At 68.8% G+C, this 14,421-nt stretch carries 24 protein-coding genes and 1 pseudogene; 1 reads left to right on the top strand and 24 read right to left on the bottom strand.

The window, feature by feature from the left end:
* Positions 1 to 30: 30 nt before the first annotated feature.
* From ACH4YP_RS31555 to ACH4YP_RS31515, 9 genes are all read right to left on the bottom strand, one after another.
* Positions 31 to 411: a hypothetical protein gene (locus tag ACH4YP_RS31555; protein ID WP_398494053.1), complete on the bottom strand. Its 381-nt coding sequence runs from the start codon at positions 409 to 411 to the stop codon at positions 31 to 33.
* 70 nt (positions 412 to 481) lie between these two features.
* The gene (locus ACH4YP_RS31550; protein ID WP_398494051.1) at positions 482 to 853 is read right to left on the bottom strand and encodes a hypothetical protein; all 372 of its coding nucleotides are present in this window, start codon (positions 851 to 853) and stop codon (positions 482 to 484) included.
* Positions 854 to 924: 71 nt separating this feature from the next.
* Positions 925 to 1,191: a hypothetical protein gene (locus ACH4YP_RS31545; RefSeq protein WP_398494049.1), complete on the bottom strand. Its 267-nt coding sequence runs from the start codon at positions 1,189 to 1,191 to the stop codon at positions 925 to 927.
* Positions 1,191 to 1,511 (bottom strand): MazG-like family protein, encoded by a 321-nt coding sequence (locus ACH4YP_RS31540; RefSeq protein ID WP_398494047.1) that lies wholly within the window; start codon positions 1,509 to 1,511, stop codon positions 1,191 to 1,193. The genes ACH4YP_RS31545 and ACH4YP_RS31540 overlap by 1 nt, the downstream gene beginning before the upstream one ends.
* Positions 1,512 to 1,892: 381 nt before the next feature.
* Positions 1,893 to 2,066, bottom strand: a complete 174-nt coding sequence (locus tag ACH4YP_RS31535) for a hypothetical protein (RefSeq protein WP_398494045.1) — start codon at positions 2,064 to 2,066, stop codon at positions 1,893 to 1,895.
* Between the two features lie 26 nt (positions 2,067 to 2,092).
* On the bottom strand, positions 2,093 to 3,451 hold the full coding sequence (gene dnaB / locus ACH4YP_RS31530) for a replicative DNA helicase (protein WP_398494044.1): 1,359 nt from the start codon (positions 3,449 to 3,451) through the stop codon (positions 2,093 to 2,095).
* The gene (locus tag ACH4YP_RS31525; RefSeq protein WP_398494042.1) at positions 3,448 to 4,032 is read right to left on the bottom strand and encodes an ATP-binding protein; all 585 of its coding nucleotides are present in this window, start codon (positions 4,030 to 4,032) and stop codon (positions 3,448 to 3,450) included. The genes dnaB and ACH4YP_RS31525 overlap by 4 nt, the downstream gene beginning before the upstream one ends.
* Positions 4,032 to 4,991, bottom strand: a complete 960-nt coding sequence (locus ACH4YP_RS31520; protein ID WP_398494040.1) for a mucin-2 — start codon at positions 4,989 to 4,991, stop codon at positions 4,032 to 4,034. Before ACH4YP_RS31520 ends, ACH4YP_RS31525 begins: the two co-directional genes overlap by 1 nt.
* A 31-nt stretch (positions 4,992 to 5,022) precedes the next feature.
* A complete protein-coding gene (locus ACH4YP_RS31515; RefSeq protein WP_398494038.1) occupies positions 5,023 to 6,297 on the bottom strand; it encodes an HNH endonuclease in 1,275 nt (424 codons plus the stop codon).
* Positions 6,298 to 6,425: 128 nt separating this feature from the next.
* Between ACH4YP_RS31515 and ACH4YP_RS31510 the strand changes: the two genes are divergently transcribed.
* Entirely contained in the window at positions 6,426 to 6,743 is a 318-nt protein-coding gene (locus tag ACH4YP_RS31510; RefSeq protein ID WP_398494036.1) for a type II toxin-antitoxin system Phd/YefM family antitoxin, read from the top strand.
* A 476-nt stretch (positions 6,744 to 7,219) separates the two neighbouring features.
* Here the strand turns inward: ACH4YP_RS31510 and ACH4YP_RS31505 are convergent.
* From ACH4YP_RS31505 to ACH4YP_RS31435, 15 genes and pseudogenes are all read right to left on the bottom strand, one after another.
* Positions 7,220 to 7,459: pseudogene (locus tag ACH4YP_RS31505) on the bottom strand (WhiB family transcriptional regulator); the annotation flags it as partial.
* Positions 7,456 to 8,280 carry a hypothetical protein gene (locus ACH4YP_RS31500; protein WP_398494034.1) on the bottom strand — a complete coding sequence of 275 codons (825 nt, stop codon included), beginning with the start codon at positions 8,278 to 8,280 and terminating at the stop codon, positions 7,456 to 7,458. The gene ACH4YP_RS31500 and the pseudogene ACH4YP_RS31505, both read right to left, overlap by 4 nt.
* On the bottom strand, positions 8,277 to 8,492 hold the full coding sequence (locus ACH4YP_RS31495) for a hypothetical protein (RefSeq protein WP_398494032.1): 216 nt from the start codon (positions 8,490 to 8,492) through the stop codon (positions 8,277 to 8,279). The genes ACH4YP_RS31500 and ACH4YP_RS31495 overlap by 4 nt, the downstream gene beginning before the upstream one ends.
* A 97-nt stretch (positions 8,493 to 8,589) precedes the next feature.
* Positions 8,590 to 8,997: a hypothetical protein gene (locus ACH4YP_RS31490; protein ID WP_398494031.1), complete on the bottom strand. Its 408-nt coding sequence runs from the start codon at positions 8,995 to 8,997 to the stop codon at positions 8,590 to 8,592.
* Entirely contained in the window at positions 8,994 to 9,455 is a 462-nt protein-coding gene (locus ACH4YP_RS31485; protein ID WP_398494029.1) for a hypothetical protein, read from the bottom strand. The genes ACH4YP_RS31490 and ACH4YP_RS31485 overlap by 4 nt, the downstream gene beginning before the upstream one ends.
* Positions 9,452 to 9,736 (bottom strand): hypothetical protein, encoded by a 285-nt coding sequence (locus ACH4YP_RS31480; RefSeq protein ID WP_398494028.1) that lies wholly within the window; start codon positions 9,734 to 9,736, stop codon positions 9,452 to 9,454. Before ACH4YP_RS31480 ends, ACH4YP_RS31485 begins: the two co-directional genes overlap by 4 nt.
* 65 nt (positions 9,737 to 9,801) lie before the next feature.
* Positions 9,802 to 10,338, bottom strand: coding sequence for a hypothetical protein (locus tag ACH4YP_RS31475; protein WP_398494026.1), 537 nt, complete (start codon positions 10,336 to 10,338; stop codon positions 9,802 to 9,804).
* Between the two features lie 69 nt (positions 10,339 to 10,407).
* Entirely contained in the window at positions 10,408 to 11,262 is an 855-nt protein-coding gene (locus ACH4YP_RS31470) for a hypothetical protein (RefSeq protein ID WP_398494025.1), read from the bottom strand.
* The gene (locus ACH4YP_RS31465; RefSeq protein ID WP_398494023.1) at positions 11,259 to 12,122 is read right to left on the bottom strand and encodes a PD-(D/E)XK nuclease-like domain-containing protein; all 864 of its coding nucleotides are present in this window, start codon (positions 12,120 to 12,122) and stop codon (positions 11,259 to 11,261) included. The genes ACH4YP_RS31470 and ACH4YP_RS31465 overlap by 4 nt, the downstream gene beginning before the upstream one ends.
* Positions 12,119 to 12,316, bottom strand: coding sequence for a hypothetical protein (locus tag ACH4YP_RS31460; RefSeq protein WP_398494021.1), 198 nt, complete (start codon positions 12,314 to 12,316; stop codon positions 12,119 to 12,121). Before ACH4YP_RS31460 ends, ACH4YP_RS31465 begins: the two co-directional genes overlap by 4 nt.
* On the bottom strand, positions 12,313 to 12,645 hold the full coding sequence (locus ACH4YP_RS31455; protein WP_398494019.1) for a hypothetical protein: 333 nt from the start codon (positions 12,643 to 12,645) through the stop codon (positions 12,313 to 12,315). Before ACH4YP_RS31455 ends, ACH4YP_RS31460 begins: the two co-directional genes overlap by 4 nt.
* 175 nt (positions 12,646 to 12,820) lie before the next feature.
* Positions 12,821 to 13,228: a hypothetical protein gene (locus tag ACH4YP_RS31450; protein ID WP_398494018.1), complete on the bottom strand. Its 408-nt coding sequence runs from the start codon at positions 13,226 to 13,228 to the stop codon at positions 12,821 to 12,823.
* Positions 13,225 to 13,776: a hypothetical protein gene (locus ACH4YP_RS31445; protein WP_398494016.1), complete on the bottom strand. Its 552-nt coding sequence runs from the start codon at positions 13,774 to 13,776 to the stop codon at positions 13,225 to 13,227. Before ACH4YP_RS31445 ends, ACH4YP_RS31450 begins: the two co-directional genes overlap by 4 nt.
* Positions 13,776 to 13,970 (bottom strand): hypothetical protein, encoded by a 195-nt coding sequence (locus ACH4YP_RS31440; protein WP_398494014.1) that lies wholly within the window; start codon positions 13,968 to 13,970, stop codon positions 13,776 to 13,778. Before ACH4YP_RS31440 ends, ACH4YP_RS31445 begins: the two co-directional genes overlap by 1 nt.
* Entirely contained in the window at positions 13,970 to 14,389 is a 420-nt protein-coding gene (locus ACH4YP_RS31435) for a hypothetical protein (RefSeq protein WP_398494012.1), read from the bottom strand. Before ACH4YP_RS31435 ends, ACH4YP_RS31440 begins: the two co-directional genes overlap by 1 nt.
* Positions 14,390 to 14,421: the final 32 nt, after the last annotated feature.

Genomic DNA, 14,421 nt, shown 5'->3' with positions numbered 1-14,421 from the left:
TTGGTATCCGGATGCGGTCGCGCGGGCGGCTCAGGCGGCGGGTGCGGGCGGCTTGTTGGCGCCGGGTGCGGGCGGCTTGTTGGCGCCGGGGCAGGGCTTGCCGGTGGAGAAGCCGGACAGCGTCACGCCGTTGTGGAGGCGCAGGGTGCCGTCGCGCTTGACCTGGTAGGCGAGGCCGCACTCGGTGCAGGGCTGGCGAGCGGCGGCTTGGGGTTCGGCTGCGGGCTGGCTCTCGGTCGGGGTGCCCGGCCAGGTTCCGGCGGCGATCTGGTCGTGGCGGGTGGCGAGGAGTCCACGCAGGACGCTGGCTTTCTTGGCGTAGCGGTCGCGGGTGACCTCGGCTTCGCGGATGGCGGCTTCGATGGCTTCGGGTGCGGCGTGGGTCATGAATGCCGGGGCGATGTACGTCATGTGCTGCTCCTTGGTCGCGCGCGCTTGGTGTTGATCTGTTGTGGGGGTGGGTGGGGCTCACACGGCGGGCTCAGGTGCTCCAGCCGATGAGGCGGAACTCGGCGCCCTGGTCTTCGAGGTCGCGCTTGGAGGAGCAGACCTCGGACTCCCAGACGAGGCGGAGGATTGCGTCGCCGTGGGATGACGGGCTGGTCTGGTACTCGCCGTAGACGAAGCCCTCCTCGTCCAGCCAGATCGCGCTGTGCTTGTCGGTGGGCCGGTCTGCGGGCGGCATGAGTCCGGCTTCGACGGCGGCGCGCAGATAGGCCTCGGCTTCCTGGACCTTGATCTGCTGGGCGCCTTTGGTGAGGCCGTCCCACAACTGGACAGATCCGTTGGTGTTCTCGTGGGTGATGTGCTGGCGGTGCTGGGCGAGCTGGAGGGCTCGGGGGTCGGTGGTCATTTGTGCCTCTTTCTGCGGGTTGGTGTGGGTGCGGGATGGGACTACACGGCGGGGGTGGTGGCGGGGTGCGGTCAGGGTTTGGTGACGTGGAGTCGGCGTCGTCCGCCGCCAGGCATCTGATCGGCGACGACATGGAATCCGTCGGCCTGCAGCTGGAGCCGGTACCGCTCCAGGGCGTCGGCCTCGCCGGGCCCGTCATGGAAGACGTTCACCTGCCGTCGCCCGTCCTGGGCGATGCGGTAGCCGGGCTCCCAGTCGCCGTCGACGAACTCGGACTGCTCGTAGCCGCTGTACGCGAGGACGGCGTCGACGTCGCGGGCACGGATGTGGCGGGTCATCAGCGGGCCACCGCCGAACGGGCAGCGATCTTCGTGAGCTTGGCGTCGAGGACGCCCTGCGGCTCGGCGCTGATCGAGGCGAGCGCCACGGCGGCGGTGACGATCACGTCGCAGAGTTCTTCCTGCACGTCGACCCAGCCGTGCGAACGCCCCTTGCGCGGGTTCTGGCCGTGCACGCCGATGTACGCGGCGGCAACTTCACCAGCCTCCTCGGTGACCTTGAGGGTGCGCATGGCGAGTTCGTGGTCGCTGCGGCCGTTGTTCTGGTCCAGCCAGTCGACGAGGCCACGGATCGTGGCCCACTGATCGGTGCTCAACATCGGTTCTCCTGTGGGTGAGTTGCGGTGAACGGATTCGGGAGGCGCTGTACGGGCCCTGAGAGGCGCTGGGACGGGTTCGAAGCTCCGCGGGGACCTTCAGGCGCCCCCAGGCCGCCTGAGGCGAAGCAGGCGGCCCGCACGGGGGTTTCCCGCCCGACCGGTCCCCTGCGGGCGGCGGTCAACGTGCACCCGGCGGTGGCCGCAGATGCCAGCCGCCGCAGACATCGCATCCGGCAGTCGTGAACGGCGTCCTCCACCGCGAACCGAGCCTGGCCGACTCAATGCCCGCCGCCGACGCCGTGCCGAAACGCGGCTCACCCGACGGGCAGGTGAGTGGGCGGCGGACCGTCGCCGGCGGATGCCGCAGCCACCGGCGGGGCATCAGGCGGCCTCGTCGTCAGGTTGTGCTGCCCATCCGCAGGTCCACGTGTCGCCGCAGGTGGGGCAGCGGTAGGTGGCGAGGACGGAGCCGGGGCCGGTCGGGGCGACCTTGACGGGGGTTATGGCAGGGCTGTCGGCGGTGAGGCAGCGGTCGCAGGTGTCGAGGTAGGGCATGGGAGTTCTCCGATCGGTTGGGTTGATCAGGCCTGGGCCATGTCGACGAATCGGGCATAGTGCCCCTGGAAGGCGACGGTGATCGTGGCGGTGGGCCCGTTGCGGTGCTTGGCGACGATCAGGTCCGCCTCGCCGGCGCGAGGGGAGTCCTTCTCGTAGGCGTCCTCGCGGTGCAGCAGGATGACGATGTCGGCGTCCTGCTCGAGGGATCCCGACTCGCGGAGGTCGGACACCATCGGCTTCTTGTCCTGCCGCTGCTCGGGGCCGCGGTTCAGCTGGGACAGGGCGATGACTGGGGCTTGCAGGTCCATGGCGAGCGTCTTCAGGCCGCGGCTGATCCGGGAGACTTCCTGCTGCCGGTTGTCGTTGCGGCCGGTCGATTCGCCGTGCATCAACTGCAGGTAGTCGATGACGACCAGGCCGAGGCCGTGCTGGCGCTGCACGCGGCGGCAGTGCGAGCGGATCTTGGCGAGGGTGATGCCGGTGTCGGCGACGATGAACAGTGGCGACGACTGCATGTCCTTGCCGGCCTCGACGAGCTTCATGACCTTGCCGTCGTCGATGGGCCCCTTGGCCTTCATCCAGTGCAGCGGGTAGGTGGCCTGCGCGGACAGGAAGCGCTTCTCGAGCTCCTTGCGGCCCATCTCGAGCGAGAAGAACGCGGTCGGGATGTCGTTGCGGATCGCGGTGTAGCGGGCGAAGTCCCCGGCGAGCACCGACTTGCCCATGGCTGGGCGGGCGGCGATGAGGATGAACTGGCCGGGCTGCAGGCCGCCGGTGAGGGCGTCGAAGTCGATGAATCCGGTCAGGAGTCCGAGCTTGGGGCCGTTCTCGCGGATGTCGACGACCTCGGCGACGGTGTTCATGATGTCGACGCCGATGGACAGATCTTCGTCTCCGGCGTCGGTCAGGCCGGCGAGACCCTCGAGGGTGTCGTAGGCGTTCTGGATGATCTCGTCGGGGCTGTACTCGCCGCTTCGGGCTTCCTGCGTCATGCCGCTGCCCGCGGTGAGGATCTTCCGCAGGACGGCCTTCTCGCGGACGACGCTGGCGTAGTACTCGGCGTCCGCGACGGACGGCAGGGCCTGCACGAGGGTGAACGGGTAGCCGTGGCCGCCGCAGCGGGCCAGGTCTCCGTCCCGCTCGAGGCGGTTGTTGAGGGCGATCTGGTCGTGGGGGGCGCCTTCGTTGTGGAGGTCAACGAGGGCTCGGTAGATCGTTTCGTGGTTGTGGCGGTAGAAGTGCGCGGGCTCGAGGATTTCGACGACTTCCTCAATCACCCGGCTGGAAATGATCATTGCTCCGAGGACTGCCCGCTCGGCGTCCAGGTCGATCGGCGGAATGTCCTTGAAATCGTCGGCCGGGGGCTCGTGGTCGTGGGTCATGAGGCCTTCCTGAAGTCGGTTCCGGTGAAAGTGGCGAAGGCGGATCCGCCGTCGGCGAAGCGGGACTGGGTCCGCGGGCCGAGCGGCTCGAGGGTGGGCAGGTTGGTGGAGATCAACGTGGGCAGTTGGTTCTGCCAGCGGGCGTCGATCAGTTGGGCGATCGCGTCGACCGTCCACGGGTACAGCTGGGTGGCACCCAGGTCGTCGAGGGCGATCAGCGGCGCCTCGCGCCACGTCTGCAGCCGCTCGTGGTTGACCGGCCGGTCCGCGGCGGCCTTGAACTCGAAGTCGGAGACCAGGTAGTAGCGGCCGAACCAGCCGCGGCGGATCAGCAGTTCACCGAGCTTCCACAGGTGCCAGGTCTTGCCGGTGCCGGGCTCGCCCAGCAGCAGCAGTGAGGCGTGAGAGCCGGACAGGAAGTCGCTGATCCACTTCTCGATCTCGGGCCGAACGGGGTGGTCCTCGGTGAAGGACTTCGGGCGGCGGGCGAGGTAGCGGTCGAGGGTCTGCGCGCGAATCTCGTTGCGGGCCGCGGACTGGGCGGCATCGTGTCGAGCGCGCCGCTCTTCGGCAGGGGTCATCAGAAGGGCCTCGCGTTCTTGTACTCATCGGCAGTGGGCACGGGGGCGCCGGCACCGGTGGCGGGATGGGGGCGGTTGGGGCCGGTCCAGCCGCCAGCAACGGCGCGGAGGTGGGGGCGGCCGGGCTGCTGTTCCGGTTCGGGCTCGAGCGTTTCCCAGCGGCCGATCCAGGCGGTGACGCTGTCCGGCTCGCCGCGGAGCTGGGCTGCGTTTACGGCGGAGCGGACCATGAGGTCGGCCCCAAGTCGCTCGAGCTGTGTGCGGATTCGCTGCCAGTCGGTGAACTTCTTGATGTCCCAGGCAACCGCTCCGAGCCCTGCTGCCGCGAGCGCCTTAGCGAGGGGCTTGAGTGCGTCGGGGAATCCGTTCTTGCGGTCGGCCCAGCTAGCAGCAGTAGCTACGTCAGTAGCTACTGCTTGGGTCGGGGCGGGCCGGGACGCGCGTGCGCGAGGCGGGCTGGAGTCCCCAGGGGACGCGGCGTCCTGAACTGGGGCTTTACCTGAAACTGGCGAAGAAAAACCGTCCAAAAACTCGAGTTTTTCTTCAGTTTTTCCACCGAAATCCGAGCCGTTTTGGTTCGCGTTTCGCGGCGGAGGCGTTCCGTCCGGCTTCCCGCCGGCGCGCTGGGCCCGCTTCTTTTCCGCCTCGCGGTCGCGTTCAGCAACGACCCGCGCGCGGGTCGGGTTGTAGCGGAGGTAGTCGTGCATCACGTAGTCGCCGGGCATCGGCTGAGGGCACCGCGGGCACCCGTGCCCCTGCTCATGCCACAAGCCAGCCTTGACGAGCTTGGCGATCTGCGTTGGCGTGCCCTCGGCTGCCGTCTCCGCGGGGACGATCCCGTCGGTGAGGTACGCGGCGGCGTAGGAGCCGCACATCACCCACAGGCCGATGGCGGACTTGCCGGCGCGGCGCATCTTCGGGTGCGCGTGCGCCGTGTCGTCGACCTTGAACCAAGGCATCAGTTCTCCCCCGGGTTCTCGATGCGGCCCATCAAGCGACACCACCCACGGGCTGCGAGAGGATCTCGAAAACCGACCCATGGCGCGGCAGGCAGGTGCTGATGTCGGGGTCCTGGTAAGCGCCTGCCGCAGAGGCGGCCGTCTGGATGTCGGCGATGTAGATGTCGCCGTCGGCCGCGATCCGACCGATGCTGTCGATGAATGCAGAGCGTTCGGACTTGTCGGGCCAGCGGCCGTCGACGGCATGGAAGGCCTCGCACCACGCTTCGAGGGCTGTCCAGAAGTAGCCCGTGACGCCAATGAGTTCTTGCTCATTGGCGTCCAGCCCGAAGTGGAGACTGACTGATTTTCGAGCGCCCGCGTATACGGCGGCTCGAGCGATGCGCACGGTTGATACGGAGTCCGCGAGCAAGGTGTCGATCTGCTTTCGCATGCGCGTCCCTGCCTCGTCGGGCGGGTAGTCGCCGACTGTCGAGAGCCAGGAGCACCACCACTGGTGGTAGATCTCGCTGTGATCATTGGCCCGCAGTGCGCCGGCCACGTCGGTCTCTCCGCACCAAGCGGCTAGCTGGGCACCGAAGAGAACTCGGTGGGGATCCTCCGTGCCGCACACTTCAGCGAGGCTGGCGAGGACCTCCTTGCGCATCTCCGACGTGACGTCCTCGGCTTGCTCGTTCTCCCAGATGTCGATGGCCGCCTGAGTAAGGGAGTCCGCAGGTGTCGCCGTCTTCGATGCGACTCCCGTGATGGTCTTCGCTCGCTCCTGAAGCTCGCGGACCATGCGCCAGGCGATGCCGCAGGCGTAGCGGAAGGTGTTGTCGACCCTGACCGTCGGGTTGGTCATGGCCTTCTCGACGATGTCGGGCCATACCTCTTGCGGCAGGCCGGCTTCGTAGAAGGTGTCGAGGCTGCCTTTCCAGCTGTCGGGTAGTTCGACCTTCTGCGTCTTCCAGCCGACCTCGCGGGTCCAGCCCTGCCAGGACTTCTTGAAGTGCTCCCTGTACGCGAGCTTCGGAGCCACCTCCTGGCGCTTCTCGTCGGCCGCCTGCTGCATGGCGGCGGCCCACCGGAGGGCGTCGTCGCTGACATCGGCGACCGTGGCGGCATCGACGGTGCTGCTGCTCTTGCCGCTGTTGCACGGCTCGCACGAGGTGGCGAGGTTGCTCGGTTCATCGGTGCCGCCGAGCGCGACGGGGGTGACGTGATCGACGCGCAGCGGTACGTCCGGGGCGGACGTACCGCAGTAGCGGCAGGTGTGTGAGTCCCTGCGGAGGATCTCGTAACGGAGGCGCTTGGAGACGGCCATTGGTCTTCTTTCGAGAGAGCTTGAGGGGTTTTGGGCGCACGGAACCAGAGCGCTTAGGGAGGTGTGTTCAACCCCTCTCCCTTGTAGCTATCATAGCTAAGAAAGGCGTCACAGCTAAGGAGACTAAGATGACCATTGCGGCTATCAGTTACGATCTGCTCATGAGCGAGCGACCGACCGTCCACCGGAACCAGATCGCCGAGGCACGCAACGTCCTCGGCAAGGTCATCGCCCGTGCGCGCTTCGGTGGCGAGCCCACGGTGCTCATCAATCGCGGCGAGGAAGCAGCCGTGATCGTCAGCTACGAGGACTACGCGACGCTGCACGAACTCCGCGCTTACCTGGAAGAGCTGGAGGAGGGAGACAGGCCGAGCGACAAGACCAACGCCCGCGTACTCCGCGAGTCCCTCGAAATCGCCAAGCGCCGCGCGCTCGACTCGACCTGACGTCACGTCCGTCTCCTTCCTGGCCCCGCCGTGCTGGCGGGGCCGTCGTCATGTCCGGGCTAGGCGGCGAGCTTTTTGGTGGTGCCGGTGCGGCGGAGTCGGTTGTCGGCGTCGGTGTTCGCTTTGCTGCACGGCGCGCACGCTTCTTCGCCGTTGCTGCGGTGCAGTCGGTAGCCGTTGCGGGTGCCGCAGTAGCCGCGTTCTGGCTGGTCCGTCAGGTGAGCGGGAAGGACGCATTCCTTGTTGCCGCAGTCGGACAGCACGGGCCCTTCCGGGCGCCGGCCTCGGTCGACTTTGAAGGCGACTTGCCGCGGCGTGTATTTGTGGCCGCCGAAGTAGATCTGGTCGCCGCCGGTCCATGCGAGGTGTCCGCCCCACAGGCGTGTGGTGTTGTCGTTGAAGATGGCCTGGAGGGTGCGTTCCTGCCGCGTCTCGCGCGCCTCCGCGGCCTTGGTCGTGACGTCCTCGGGTGCGGTACGGCCTCGCCTCACGGACCGGTGGAGGCTGGCACGCTCCCGCTCGTCGAGCCCGCCGAAGATGCCGGAGGGGATGCCTTCGTTGAGGGCGAACTGGAGGCAGCTGTCAACGACGGGGCAGGTGCGGCAGACGGCTTTGGTTTCTTCCGCCTGTATGGCGGCGTGGGCGGATTCGCCTACGGGGAAGAACAGTTCGGGGTCGACTTCGCGGCAGCGGGCCGCGTTCCTCCAGTCACTCATGCGGCCACCTGCTTGCGGTCGTGCTTCTGCCCGCTGCGCCATTCCTGGACGATCTGGCGGACGGTGGAGATGGACACTTCGTCGTCGAGTCGGGCGTGGATTTGGTCGGGGGTGTCGCCGTGCCAGGCGAGGTGGATGATCTCTTCGCGGCGGAGCTTGGCGCGCTCCCGGAAGCCGAACTCGTCGGCGGCTTCGGGGTCGAAGTCGGGGTCGTCGATGCGGCCGTAGTCCTCCCACCACTGCGGGTCGCGCCAGCCTTTGTTGCGGGCGAGGATGCGGGCCCTGTTGCTGGGCCCGGGGTGCTGGATGAGGTGCTGGTAGTGGAGGGCGACGGTGTCGGCGGTGGTGGCGCGGACGTGTTCGAGTTCGCCGCGGGCGATGTTGCCGAGTGCGGTCGGCCAGATGCCGAGCCGTGTGGAGAGTTGGGCGATGGGCCAGCCGATGGCGACGAGGGCGCGGAGTCGGCGTGTGGTGCCGGTGGCGTCGACGTCGCGGGTGTCGGCGGGCGGTGGCCCGATCGGGACGGCCAGGATGCTTCGGGCGGTGGTGGTGGCGACGATGGGTTGTCCGCGGCGGATGTCTCCGACGATGTGGTGGGCGATTCCGGCGGCGCGGGCGATCTGGGCTTGCGTCCAGTCGGCCTCGATGAGGCGTTCGATGTGGTGGGCGGTTTGGGTGGCGTCGGTGCGACGGCGCTCCCCGCGGTGGTAGCTGAGACGAAGCCGGCACATGTACCGGTAGTTCTCCTGTGCACACTCGGGCAGCGGGCAGCCGCGCTGGTAGCAGCCTCGGGACGGGGTGTGGTCGGCGGCGGTGGTCACGGCTTCTCCTTCCGGCTGCGGTTGGCGGGGTGGTTGGCGAAGGATTCGAGCTGGCGGATGCCGCGCCGCGCCTGCCATCGGCGGCTGATCCGTCCGAAGGCCAGCTGGCCGGCCAGGACTGCGAAGACTCCGGCGATGCAGGCGACGGAGCAGGTGGCGGCGATCACCGCACCGGGCTCGATGTCCAGGACGGCGGCGATGTCGTCGATCACGTCCGCCTCCTGTGCCTGCGGTCGGCGATGGACGCGATGACGGCGACGACGCCGAGGAGGAGACCGAGCAGGCCGCAGTAGAGGGCGATGTCGCACATCACGCCGCCCTCCGCTCGTCCGCCCGGGCGGCCCGTCGTGCGGCCCGCTCCTCCCGCCGTCGGGCGGCAACGAGTTCACGCAGCCGGATGGGGACGCCGATCCACACGTAGACGAGGCTCTTGCGGCAGCGCGCGGACGGCCCGTAGCCGTGGTGGCGGATGAGTCCGGCGTCCTGCAGGCGGGCCGGCAGGCTCCCCCACTGGCTCTTCGGGTGCGGCGGGTCGGGCAGATGCTTGGTGGTGGCGATCTCGCAGATCGTGAACGGCTGGCCGGTGTCGGCGGCGGCCACGAACGCGGGGGTGACCTCGTCGACCCAGGCCTCGTAGTCGTCGACGATCCGGCGGGACGTGGACGGGGCGGCGGCCTCGATGCGGCCGGCCTCGAACGTGGGGGCGATGTTGCTCATGAGGTGGCTCCGATCCGGTCGAGCAGGGGGCCCGAGTCGAGTTGGCCGTCTTCGTCTTCGAGGGCGGAGAGGCTGTGGCAGCGGGCGCAGAGCCGGATCGTTTTGAACTCCATCCAGCCGTCGGGCACCCACGAGAAGTCGAAGAGCGGCCGGGGCTGGCGGCAGCGCCCGCAGTGTTCGGGTGCGGCGGCGGCGATGATGCGGGCGAACGAGTCGAGCTGGCCGACGAGTTGGGAGGCGTGGCCGATGCAGGCCCGGCACCAGATCAAGCCGGCCGGCGGCTCGGACGGCATCGGGTCGAGGAGGACGGGCGGAGACTGGGTGACGCCCCATCCGACAGCCCCGCACAGGCCCTGCCTGCCGGCGAACTTGCCGTCCTCGCGCATCACGTGCACATTGCGGACCTGCTTGGCACGGCGGCCCGTGGCGGCGGAGTAGCCGCGATAGAAGGCCCTCATGAGGTGGTCTCCTCGGGCGTGCCGTGCTGCTCAAGCTCGGCGTCGGTCATCAGTGGGTGCGGGATGCGGCCGGTGCGCAGGACGTCCCGCAGGTCGGAGGCCGCGGTGCGGTAAGTCGCGGCGCGCTCGACTCGTGCGGACTCGGCGGGCGTGACCTCGTCGACGAACAGGCCCTCATCAGGATCCGGGGCCTGGCCGGCCATCTGCTCCCAGCGGTCGGCAAGAGTGGTGAGCGTGGCTCGGAGGGCGGCCTCCGACTGATGCATGGTCTTGGCGGTCATTCGTGGTCTCCTGGTCCGGGGAGCCGCCGCAGGTTCGGGCCGCGGCGGCTCCCCAATGGGGTGGGCTAGAAGGGCGGGTCGCTGGGGTCGCGGCCGAGGGTGAGTTCGGTGATCCGCTTTTCGATGTCGCCGGTGAGGTCGGCGCCTTCGTTCTTCAGAGCGAAGGTGAGGCGGCGGGCCTGCTCGGCGTGCCAGTCGTCCTGGCGGTCGAGGAGCATGTCGGCGAGTCGCTCGACGACGATCCGGCGGACGGGCTCGGGCACGTCGGCGGTGATGTCCGGCTTCGGCGACCACGGGTCGTCGGAGGGCGTGAGGGACGCCGGGGTCTTGTAGGCGGACCGGGGCTCCCAGCCGTGGTCTTCGAGCCAGTTGTCGACGAGGTTGTCCACGCTGCAGTGGGCCTCGTCGAGGGCCTTGGAGAGTTTGATGGCGGCGAGCCAGCGGTCCTTCTCCCGGCTGGCGAGGCCCTCCGCGATGTGGGTGGCGACGAGGTCCCGCACATCGCGGTCGCGGCGGCGCAGCAGGGCGTTGGCGTCCCGCATGTCGTGGAGGATGGAGACCGCGACGGTCACGGTCTCGGACTCGATCTGTTCGGTCGTCATGCTTCGTGGTCTCCTTCTCGGAGGCCGGCCCGCCTGTTATCGGCGGGCGGGTCGGCCGTCGGGTGGGGTCTAGGCGGCGGTTGCGGCGCGGAGGCGGGCGACGAGATCGCGGATGGCCTGCGCGGAGACGTGCTCGACGGGCGCGCCGAGCTCCTCGTGGGCGAGCAGCTCGATGTCGTCGATGCCCTGGTCGCGTCCGAAGGCGTGCAGCTCCTGGGTTGCGGTGGCGTGCTCGTCGTCGGTGTCGACGTCGACCACATCGGTGGGCTGCGGTTCGGCCAGCTGCTGCGGCGTCGGGGCGGCGGTGAGGGAGGCGACGGACAGCGGTGCCCGCTTCGGCTGGACGGCCTCGCCGTGGACGTAGCCGTCGAGCTCCTCGGCGACGTAGGGCATTCCGTGCAGCGCGTCGGCGGCGACGAGGCGGCAGATCTCACCCGTGGCCCGGTTGATCAGCATGGTCTTCGGCTGCTTCTTCCACTCAGCCTTGTTGATCAGCCCCATTTGGGTGGCACGCGCGGTGTCCCACTCGACGTACTGCCAATCGGTGGCACCCTTTCGCCGGCCCCGCATCTTGCAGTACTCGGCGGTGGACTCGACGAGCTCGACGTCGTGGCCCTTGTTCTGGAGGATGCCGCGCATCGCGTGCGCCCTCAGGGCGGGCTGGTTGTTGATGACGTCGATGGACTTCAGCGAGGTCATCGGCTTCAGCCCGAGCTCATGCCCGGCGAGGATGACAGCGACGATCTCGTCGCGCTTACCGCGGTAGGCGCCGGCCAGAGAGGTGCCGGCGATGGCGTTGGCGATGCCGGAGATGGCGGCGGCGTCCTGCGCCCACTTCTCCAGGCTGGATTCGACGGGCTGGTTGGCGGGCTGCTGTACGGCGACGACGTTCTGCTCGTCGCGGGTGGCGATCTCGCTGCTCACTTCAAGTACTCCTCGGCCTGGCGGAGGGTGGGCCAGCTCGGCATTCCGAGCTGGGGGATGGTGTCGACGGGGCCGGTCCAGTCGGGCCAGTCGTCGTTGGCGACGCAGTCCGCGTAGATCCGGAGTGCGCGTTCGTTGCGGGCCCGGCCGATGTCCTGGTCTTGGTCCTTCAGTTCGCGGACCGTGATCAGGTAGGGGGCCTTCTTGGACTGGAAGACGAAGAAGAAGCGGGCGCCCTCAGGGGCTAGACCGGCGGCCTGCACGCCGTCGATGTACAGGGCTCCCTGCTGGTGGTAGCTGTACGACTCGATGGCCTTGCTGCACGCTTCAGGGTTGGCGTCGGTCGTCGTCTTGAAGTCGACGATGACCGTGACCTCGGGCCGGACCATCAGCCAGTCGGGCCGGACCCGGCAGCGGACGCCGGTCGCTGGATCGGTCCAGTAGATGGAGCGTTCCGGGAGGCCCATGCCCGGCGCCAACAGCGGACCAGCGTCCCGGTGTCCACGGACCGCCTTCGCCATCGCGTCGACCTGGAGCTTCTCCTTCGGCAGGAGCGGCACCTTGCCTGCGGCGTAGGCCTCGTCTCGCAGGGCTCGGGCGTCGCCCTTCTTGTAGTCCGTGAAGCCGACAATCTCGACGATGTCGTGGCCCTCCCCCAGCACCGCGGCGTGCACGGCATTGCCGAGGTCGAACTCCCTCTTCGGGGGCTTCGGGTGGTAGCGGTCGTAGTGGAACTGAGCCGGGCATCCGGGGTCGAGGAGTTCCCGCAGTCCGGTCGAGGAGACCGACGTGCGGTCCGCGTGGTAGTCCTCGGCGGACAGGCCGTCGACGATCTTCGGCGCTTCGATGGTGGTCGTCATGAACTCAGCCCCCGCAGCGCGTCCTCAATGTCGTCGCGGGCTCCCGCAATGCGCGCGGTGAGGTCGTCGACCTTCCCTTGCAGCTCGTCGCGCTCCTGGACGACGTCGGCGTACTTGTCGCGCAACTCGGAGAGTTCGTCTTCGAGGTTCCCGACCAGCTCTTCCAGTTCGCCGGTGCTCGCCGCGGCGGTCATGCGACACCGTCCAGGGGCATCGGCTGGTCGCACGCCTCGCACAAGCCGGCCGCCGTGTTGGGGCCGTCGGTGGTCTTGCAGCGGGTGCAGCGGCCGGCCGCCAGGTCGAGGAGGTGGGCGACGCCGTTCGGGTCGTACTTGATGGCGGTGATCGCGGCGACGTAGTCGGGGAATCCGGCGGCGAACCGGTCCCGGTTGGAGTCGTCGGCGCGGGAGATGAGGCTGATCAGGTCCTCAGCCCAGTCGCCTGCCGGGTAGCCGCCGCGGCCGTAGTGGCAGAGGACGTGCGCGGCAACATCCGGCGGAATGGTGGGGCTGCTGGTGCTCATGGTTCTCCGTTTCTGGGTGCACTGAAGACGGGTCCGCTCCCCCGAGCGGGGGGGGTGCTCCGAGGGAGCGGACCCTGGGCGGCGCGGAGTTGGGGGAACTCGACGCGCCGCCGGCCTATGTGGTTGTTGGTCGATTCACCGGACGCCCGTACCTGACCGGCCGGGCGACCGGGAGCTATGCGGCGCCCACGTCGGCCTGCTCCGTGCTGGCCTTGCTGACGACGAACTCCTCGGCCGCGAACAGCCCGTCCTCCTGCGGCGGGAGCTTCTTCTCGGCCGACTTGATCTTCCGGCGGACCGCGTCGTGACACGGCGGGCACATCGCGGCGAGACGGCTGGCCGGCAGCGAGGCCGCGGTCACGAAGTCGCCCTCGTTGATCGGGTCCCGCGGCATCGCGATCAGGACGACCTGGCCGACCTTGCTCACGCGCTTGCCGTTCTCCAGGTCGCACCGGCCCTGCACCCGCTTGCGGTCCGGGTCGTGCTTCTTGCCGCACGCGCCCCGGCACTCGCAGCGGTGGTCGGCGTTCCTCATCACCGCGGTCCACAGGGCGACGCCGACTATCGGCGGGCGGACGGTCATGACGCCTCCCTCGCTTCGATCCACTGCTGGGCGATGCGCTTGGAGTGGCTGCGGTAGACCGTGCGGCCGGTGTCCCGGTCGACGACCCAGTGCGGCGTCGCGCGGTAGTCGTAGTTCGCGGAGGTGTGTACGAAGTGCCGGTCCTGGTCGGCGTCTTGGCGCCGACGGATGTAGTTGATCTGGATGCGGTGCTTTCCGTGCTGGCTTGTGTGCCGGTACCAGCCGCGCAAGCCGTGCAGTTCGGCATAGGCGTCGACGCGGTCCGCGTGCCATGGCCGGTCCTCGGCCGGCGCCGTTTCCTCGGCTGCGGCAAGGAGAGACAGCACTGCCGCTTCCCGGCAGGAATGCCACTCGCGGACGCCGGCGCCGGTCACCTCGCATTCGACGGCCCGCTGGGCGAATCCGCGCGCCCGGTGGCGGGCTTCCGCCGTGAAGTAGTCGTCGAAGGACTTCGGTGACCAGTTGTCGATCGCGTCGCGGTCCGGGAGGGGGCCGTCTGGCATGCCGGTCAGGTCGTTGATTTCGAAGACTTGCGCAACGGTCGCCATCACGCCGCCCCCTCGGTCGAGATGACGGTCGCGCCGAGGACCTCGGCCACCCATTTCGCGTCGTCGAAGGAGGCGGACATCGCGTCCCGGGTCGGCCGCAGCAGGACGGGGCTGGCCCCGCCACGTGCCTCGTCGTGGGCCTGGTCGGTGCGGGGGCAGACAACGATGTGGAAGACCTGCTCCTTGACCGCCATCACGACACCCCCGACGTCTCGTCACGCACAGCCCACGACGGCGTTCCGCGACCGGGGTTGGTGGTGGCGAACGGCGCCTGATGCAACGCGACCGGGATGGGCACGATGGGAATCTCCTGCGTCTGCGCGGCTGCAGCCTCGGCGAGGACGCCGACGTTGAGGCGGTTCTCCAGTTCGGCGATCCGGTCTTCGAGTTCGCGGATGGTGGCGGTGTACCGCTCGTCGATGCGGGCGATGATCTGCTCGTGCTCGTGGTCCTGGTCGTCGAGCTGCAGGTGCAGCCCGTTGATGAGGAGCTGGGCGCCGTGCAGGTGACGCTTAAGGCGGTCAACTTCGTCGACGGCCCGGTGCTTACGGACGGGCTGCTCGCGCTCCCACAGGAAGCTGAACCGCCTCGGCATCAGATCGGTGAGCGTCACGACTCCCCCTCCTCGATGTCGTCGGTCACGCG

This window comes from Streptomyces sp. NPDC020747 (genome assembly GCF_044334695.1).
Classification (GTDB): domain Bacteria; phylum Actinomycetota; class Actinomycetes; order Streptomycetales; family Streptomycetaceae; genus Streptomyces.
Note: the sequence above shows the minus strand (reverse complement) of the source record. Positions and strands in the feature narration are given on the sequence as shown.

Coding starts and splice junctions, on each gene's coding strand:
- ACH4YP_RS31455 (WP_398494019.1), bottom strand. CDS start 12,645: ATGAGCACCAGCAGCCCCACCATTCCGCCGGATGTTGCCGCGCACGTC.
- ACH4YP_RS31510 (WP_398494036.1), top strand. CDS start 6,426: ATGACCATTGCGGCTATCAGTTACGATCTGCTCATGAGCGAGCGACCG.
- ACH4YP_RS31440 (WP_398494014.1), bottom strand. CDS start 13,970: ATGGCGGTCAAGGAGCAGGTCTTCCACATCGTTGTCTGCCCCCGCACC.
- ACH4YP_RS31550 (WP_398494051.1), bottom strand. CDS start 853: ATGACCACCGACCCCCGAGCCCTCCAGCTCGCCCAGCACCGCCAGCAC.
- ACH4YP_RS31540 (WP_398494047.1), bottom strand. CDS start 1,511: ATGTTGAGCACCGATCAGTGGGCCACGATCCGTGGCCTCGTCGACTGG.
- ACH4YP_RS31445 (WP_398494016.1), bottom strand. CDS start 13,776: ATGGCGACCGTTGCGCAAGTCTTCGAAATCAACGACCTGACCGGCATG.
- ACH4YP_RS31525 (WP_398494042.1), bottom strand. CDS start 4,032: ATGACCCCTGCCGAAGAGCGGCGCGCTCGACACGATGCCGCCCAGTCC.
- ACH4YP_RS31485 (WP_398494029.1), bottom strand. CDS start 9,455: ATGAGGGCCTTCTATCGCGGCTACTCCGCCGCCACGGGCCGCCGTGCC.
- ACH4YP_RS31520 (WP_398494040.1), bottom strand. CDS start 4,991: ATGCCTTGGTTCAAGGTCGACGACACGGCGCACGCGCACCCGAAGATG.
- ACH4YP_RS31475 (WP_398494026.1), bottom strand. CDS start 10,338: ATGACGACCGAACAGATCGAGTCCGAGACCGTGACCGTCGCGGTCTCC.
- ACH4YP_RS31535 (WP_398494045.1), bottom strand. CDS start 2,066: ATGCCCTACCTCGACACCTGCGACCGCTGCCTCACCGCCGACAGCCCT.
- ACH4YP_RS31490 (WP_398494031.1), bottom strand. CDS start 8,997: ATGAGCAACATCGCCCCCACGTTCGAGGCCGGCCGCATCGAGGCCGCC.
- ACH4YP_RS31555 (WP_398494053.1), bottom strand. CDS start 411: ATGACGTACATCGCCCCGGCATTCATGACCCACGCCGCACCCGAAGCC.
- ACH4YP_RS31480 (WP_398494028.1), bottom strand. CDS start 9,736: ATGACCGCCAAGACCATGCATCAGTCGGAGGCCGCCCTCCGAGCCACG.
- ACH4YP_RS31515 (WP_398494038.1), bottom strand. CDS start 6,297: ATGGCCGTCTCCAAGCGCCTCCGTTACGAGATCCTCCGCAGGGACTCA.
- ACH4YP_RS31450 (WP_398494018.1), bottom strand. CDS start 13,228: ATGACCGTCCGCCCGCCGATAGTCGGCGTCGCCCTGTGGACCGCGGTG.
- ACH4YP_RS31545 (WP_398494049.1), bottom strand. CDS start 1,191: ATGACCCGCCACATCCGTGCCCGCGACGTCGACGCCGTCCTCGCGTAC.
- dnaB (WP_398494044.1), bottom strand. CDS start 3,451: ATGACCCACGACCACGAGCCCCCGGCCGACGATTTCAAGGACATTCCG.
- ACH4YP_RS31460 (WP_398494021.1), bottom strand. CDS start 12,316: ATGACCGCCGCGGCGAGCACCGGCGAACTGGAAGAGCTGGTCGGGAAC.
- ACH4YP_RS31465 (WP_398494023.1), bottom strand. CDS start 12,122: ATGACGACCACCATCGAAGCGCCGAAGATCGTCGACGGCCTGTCCGCC.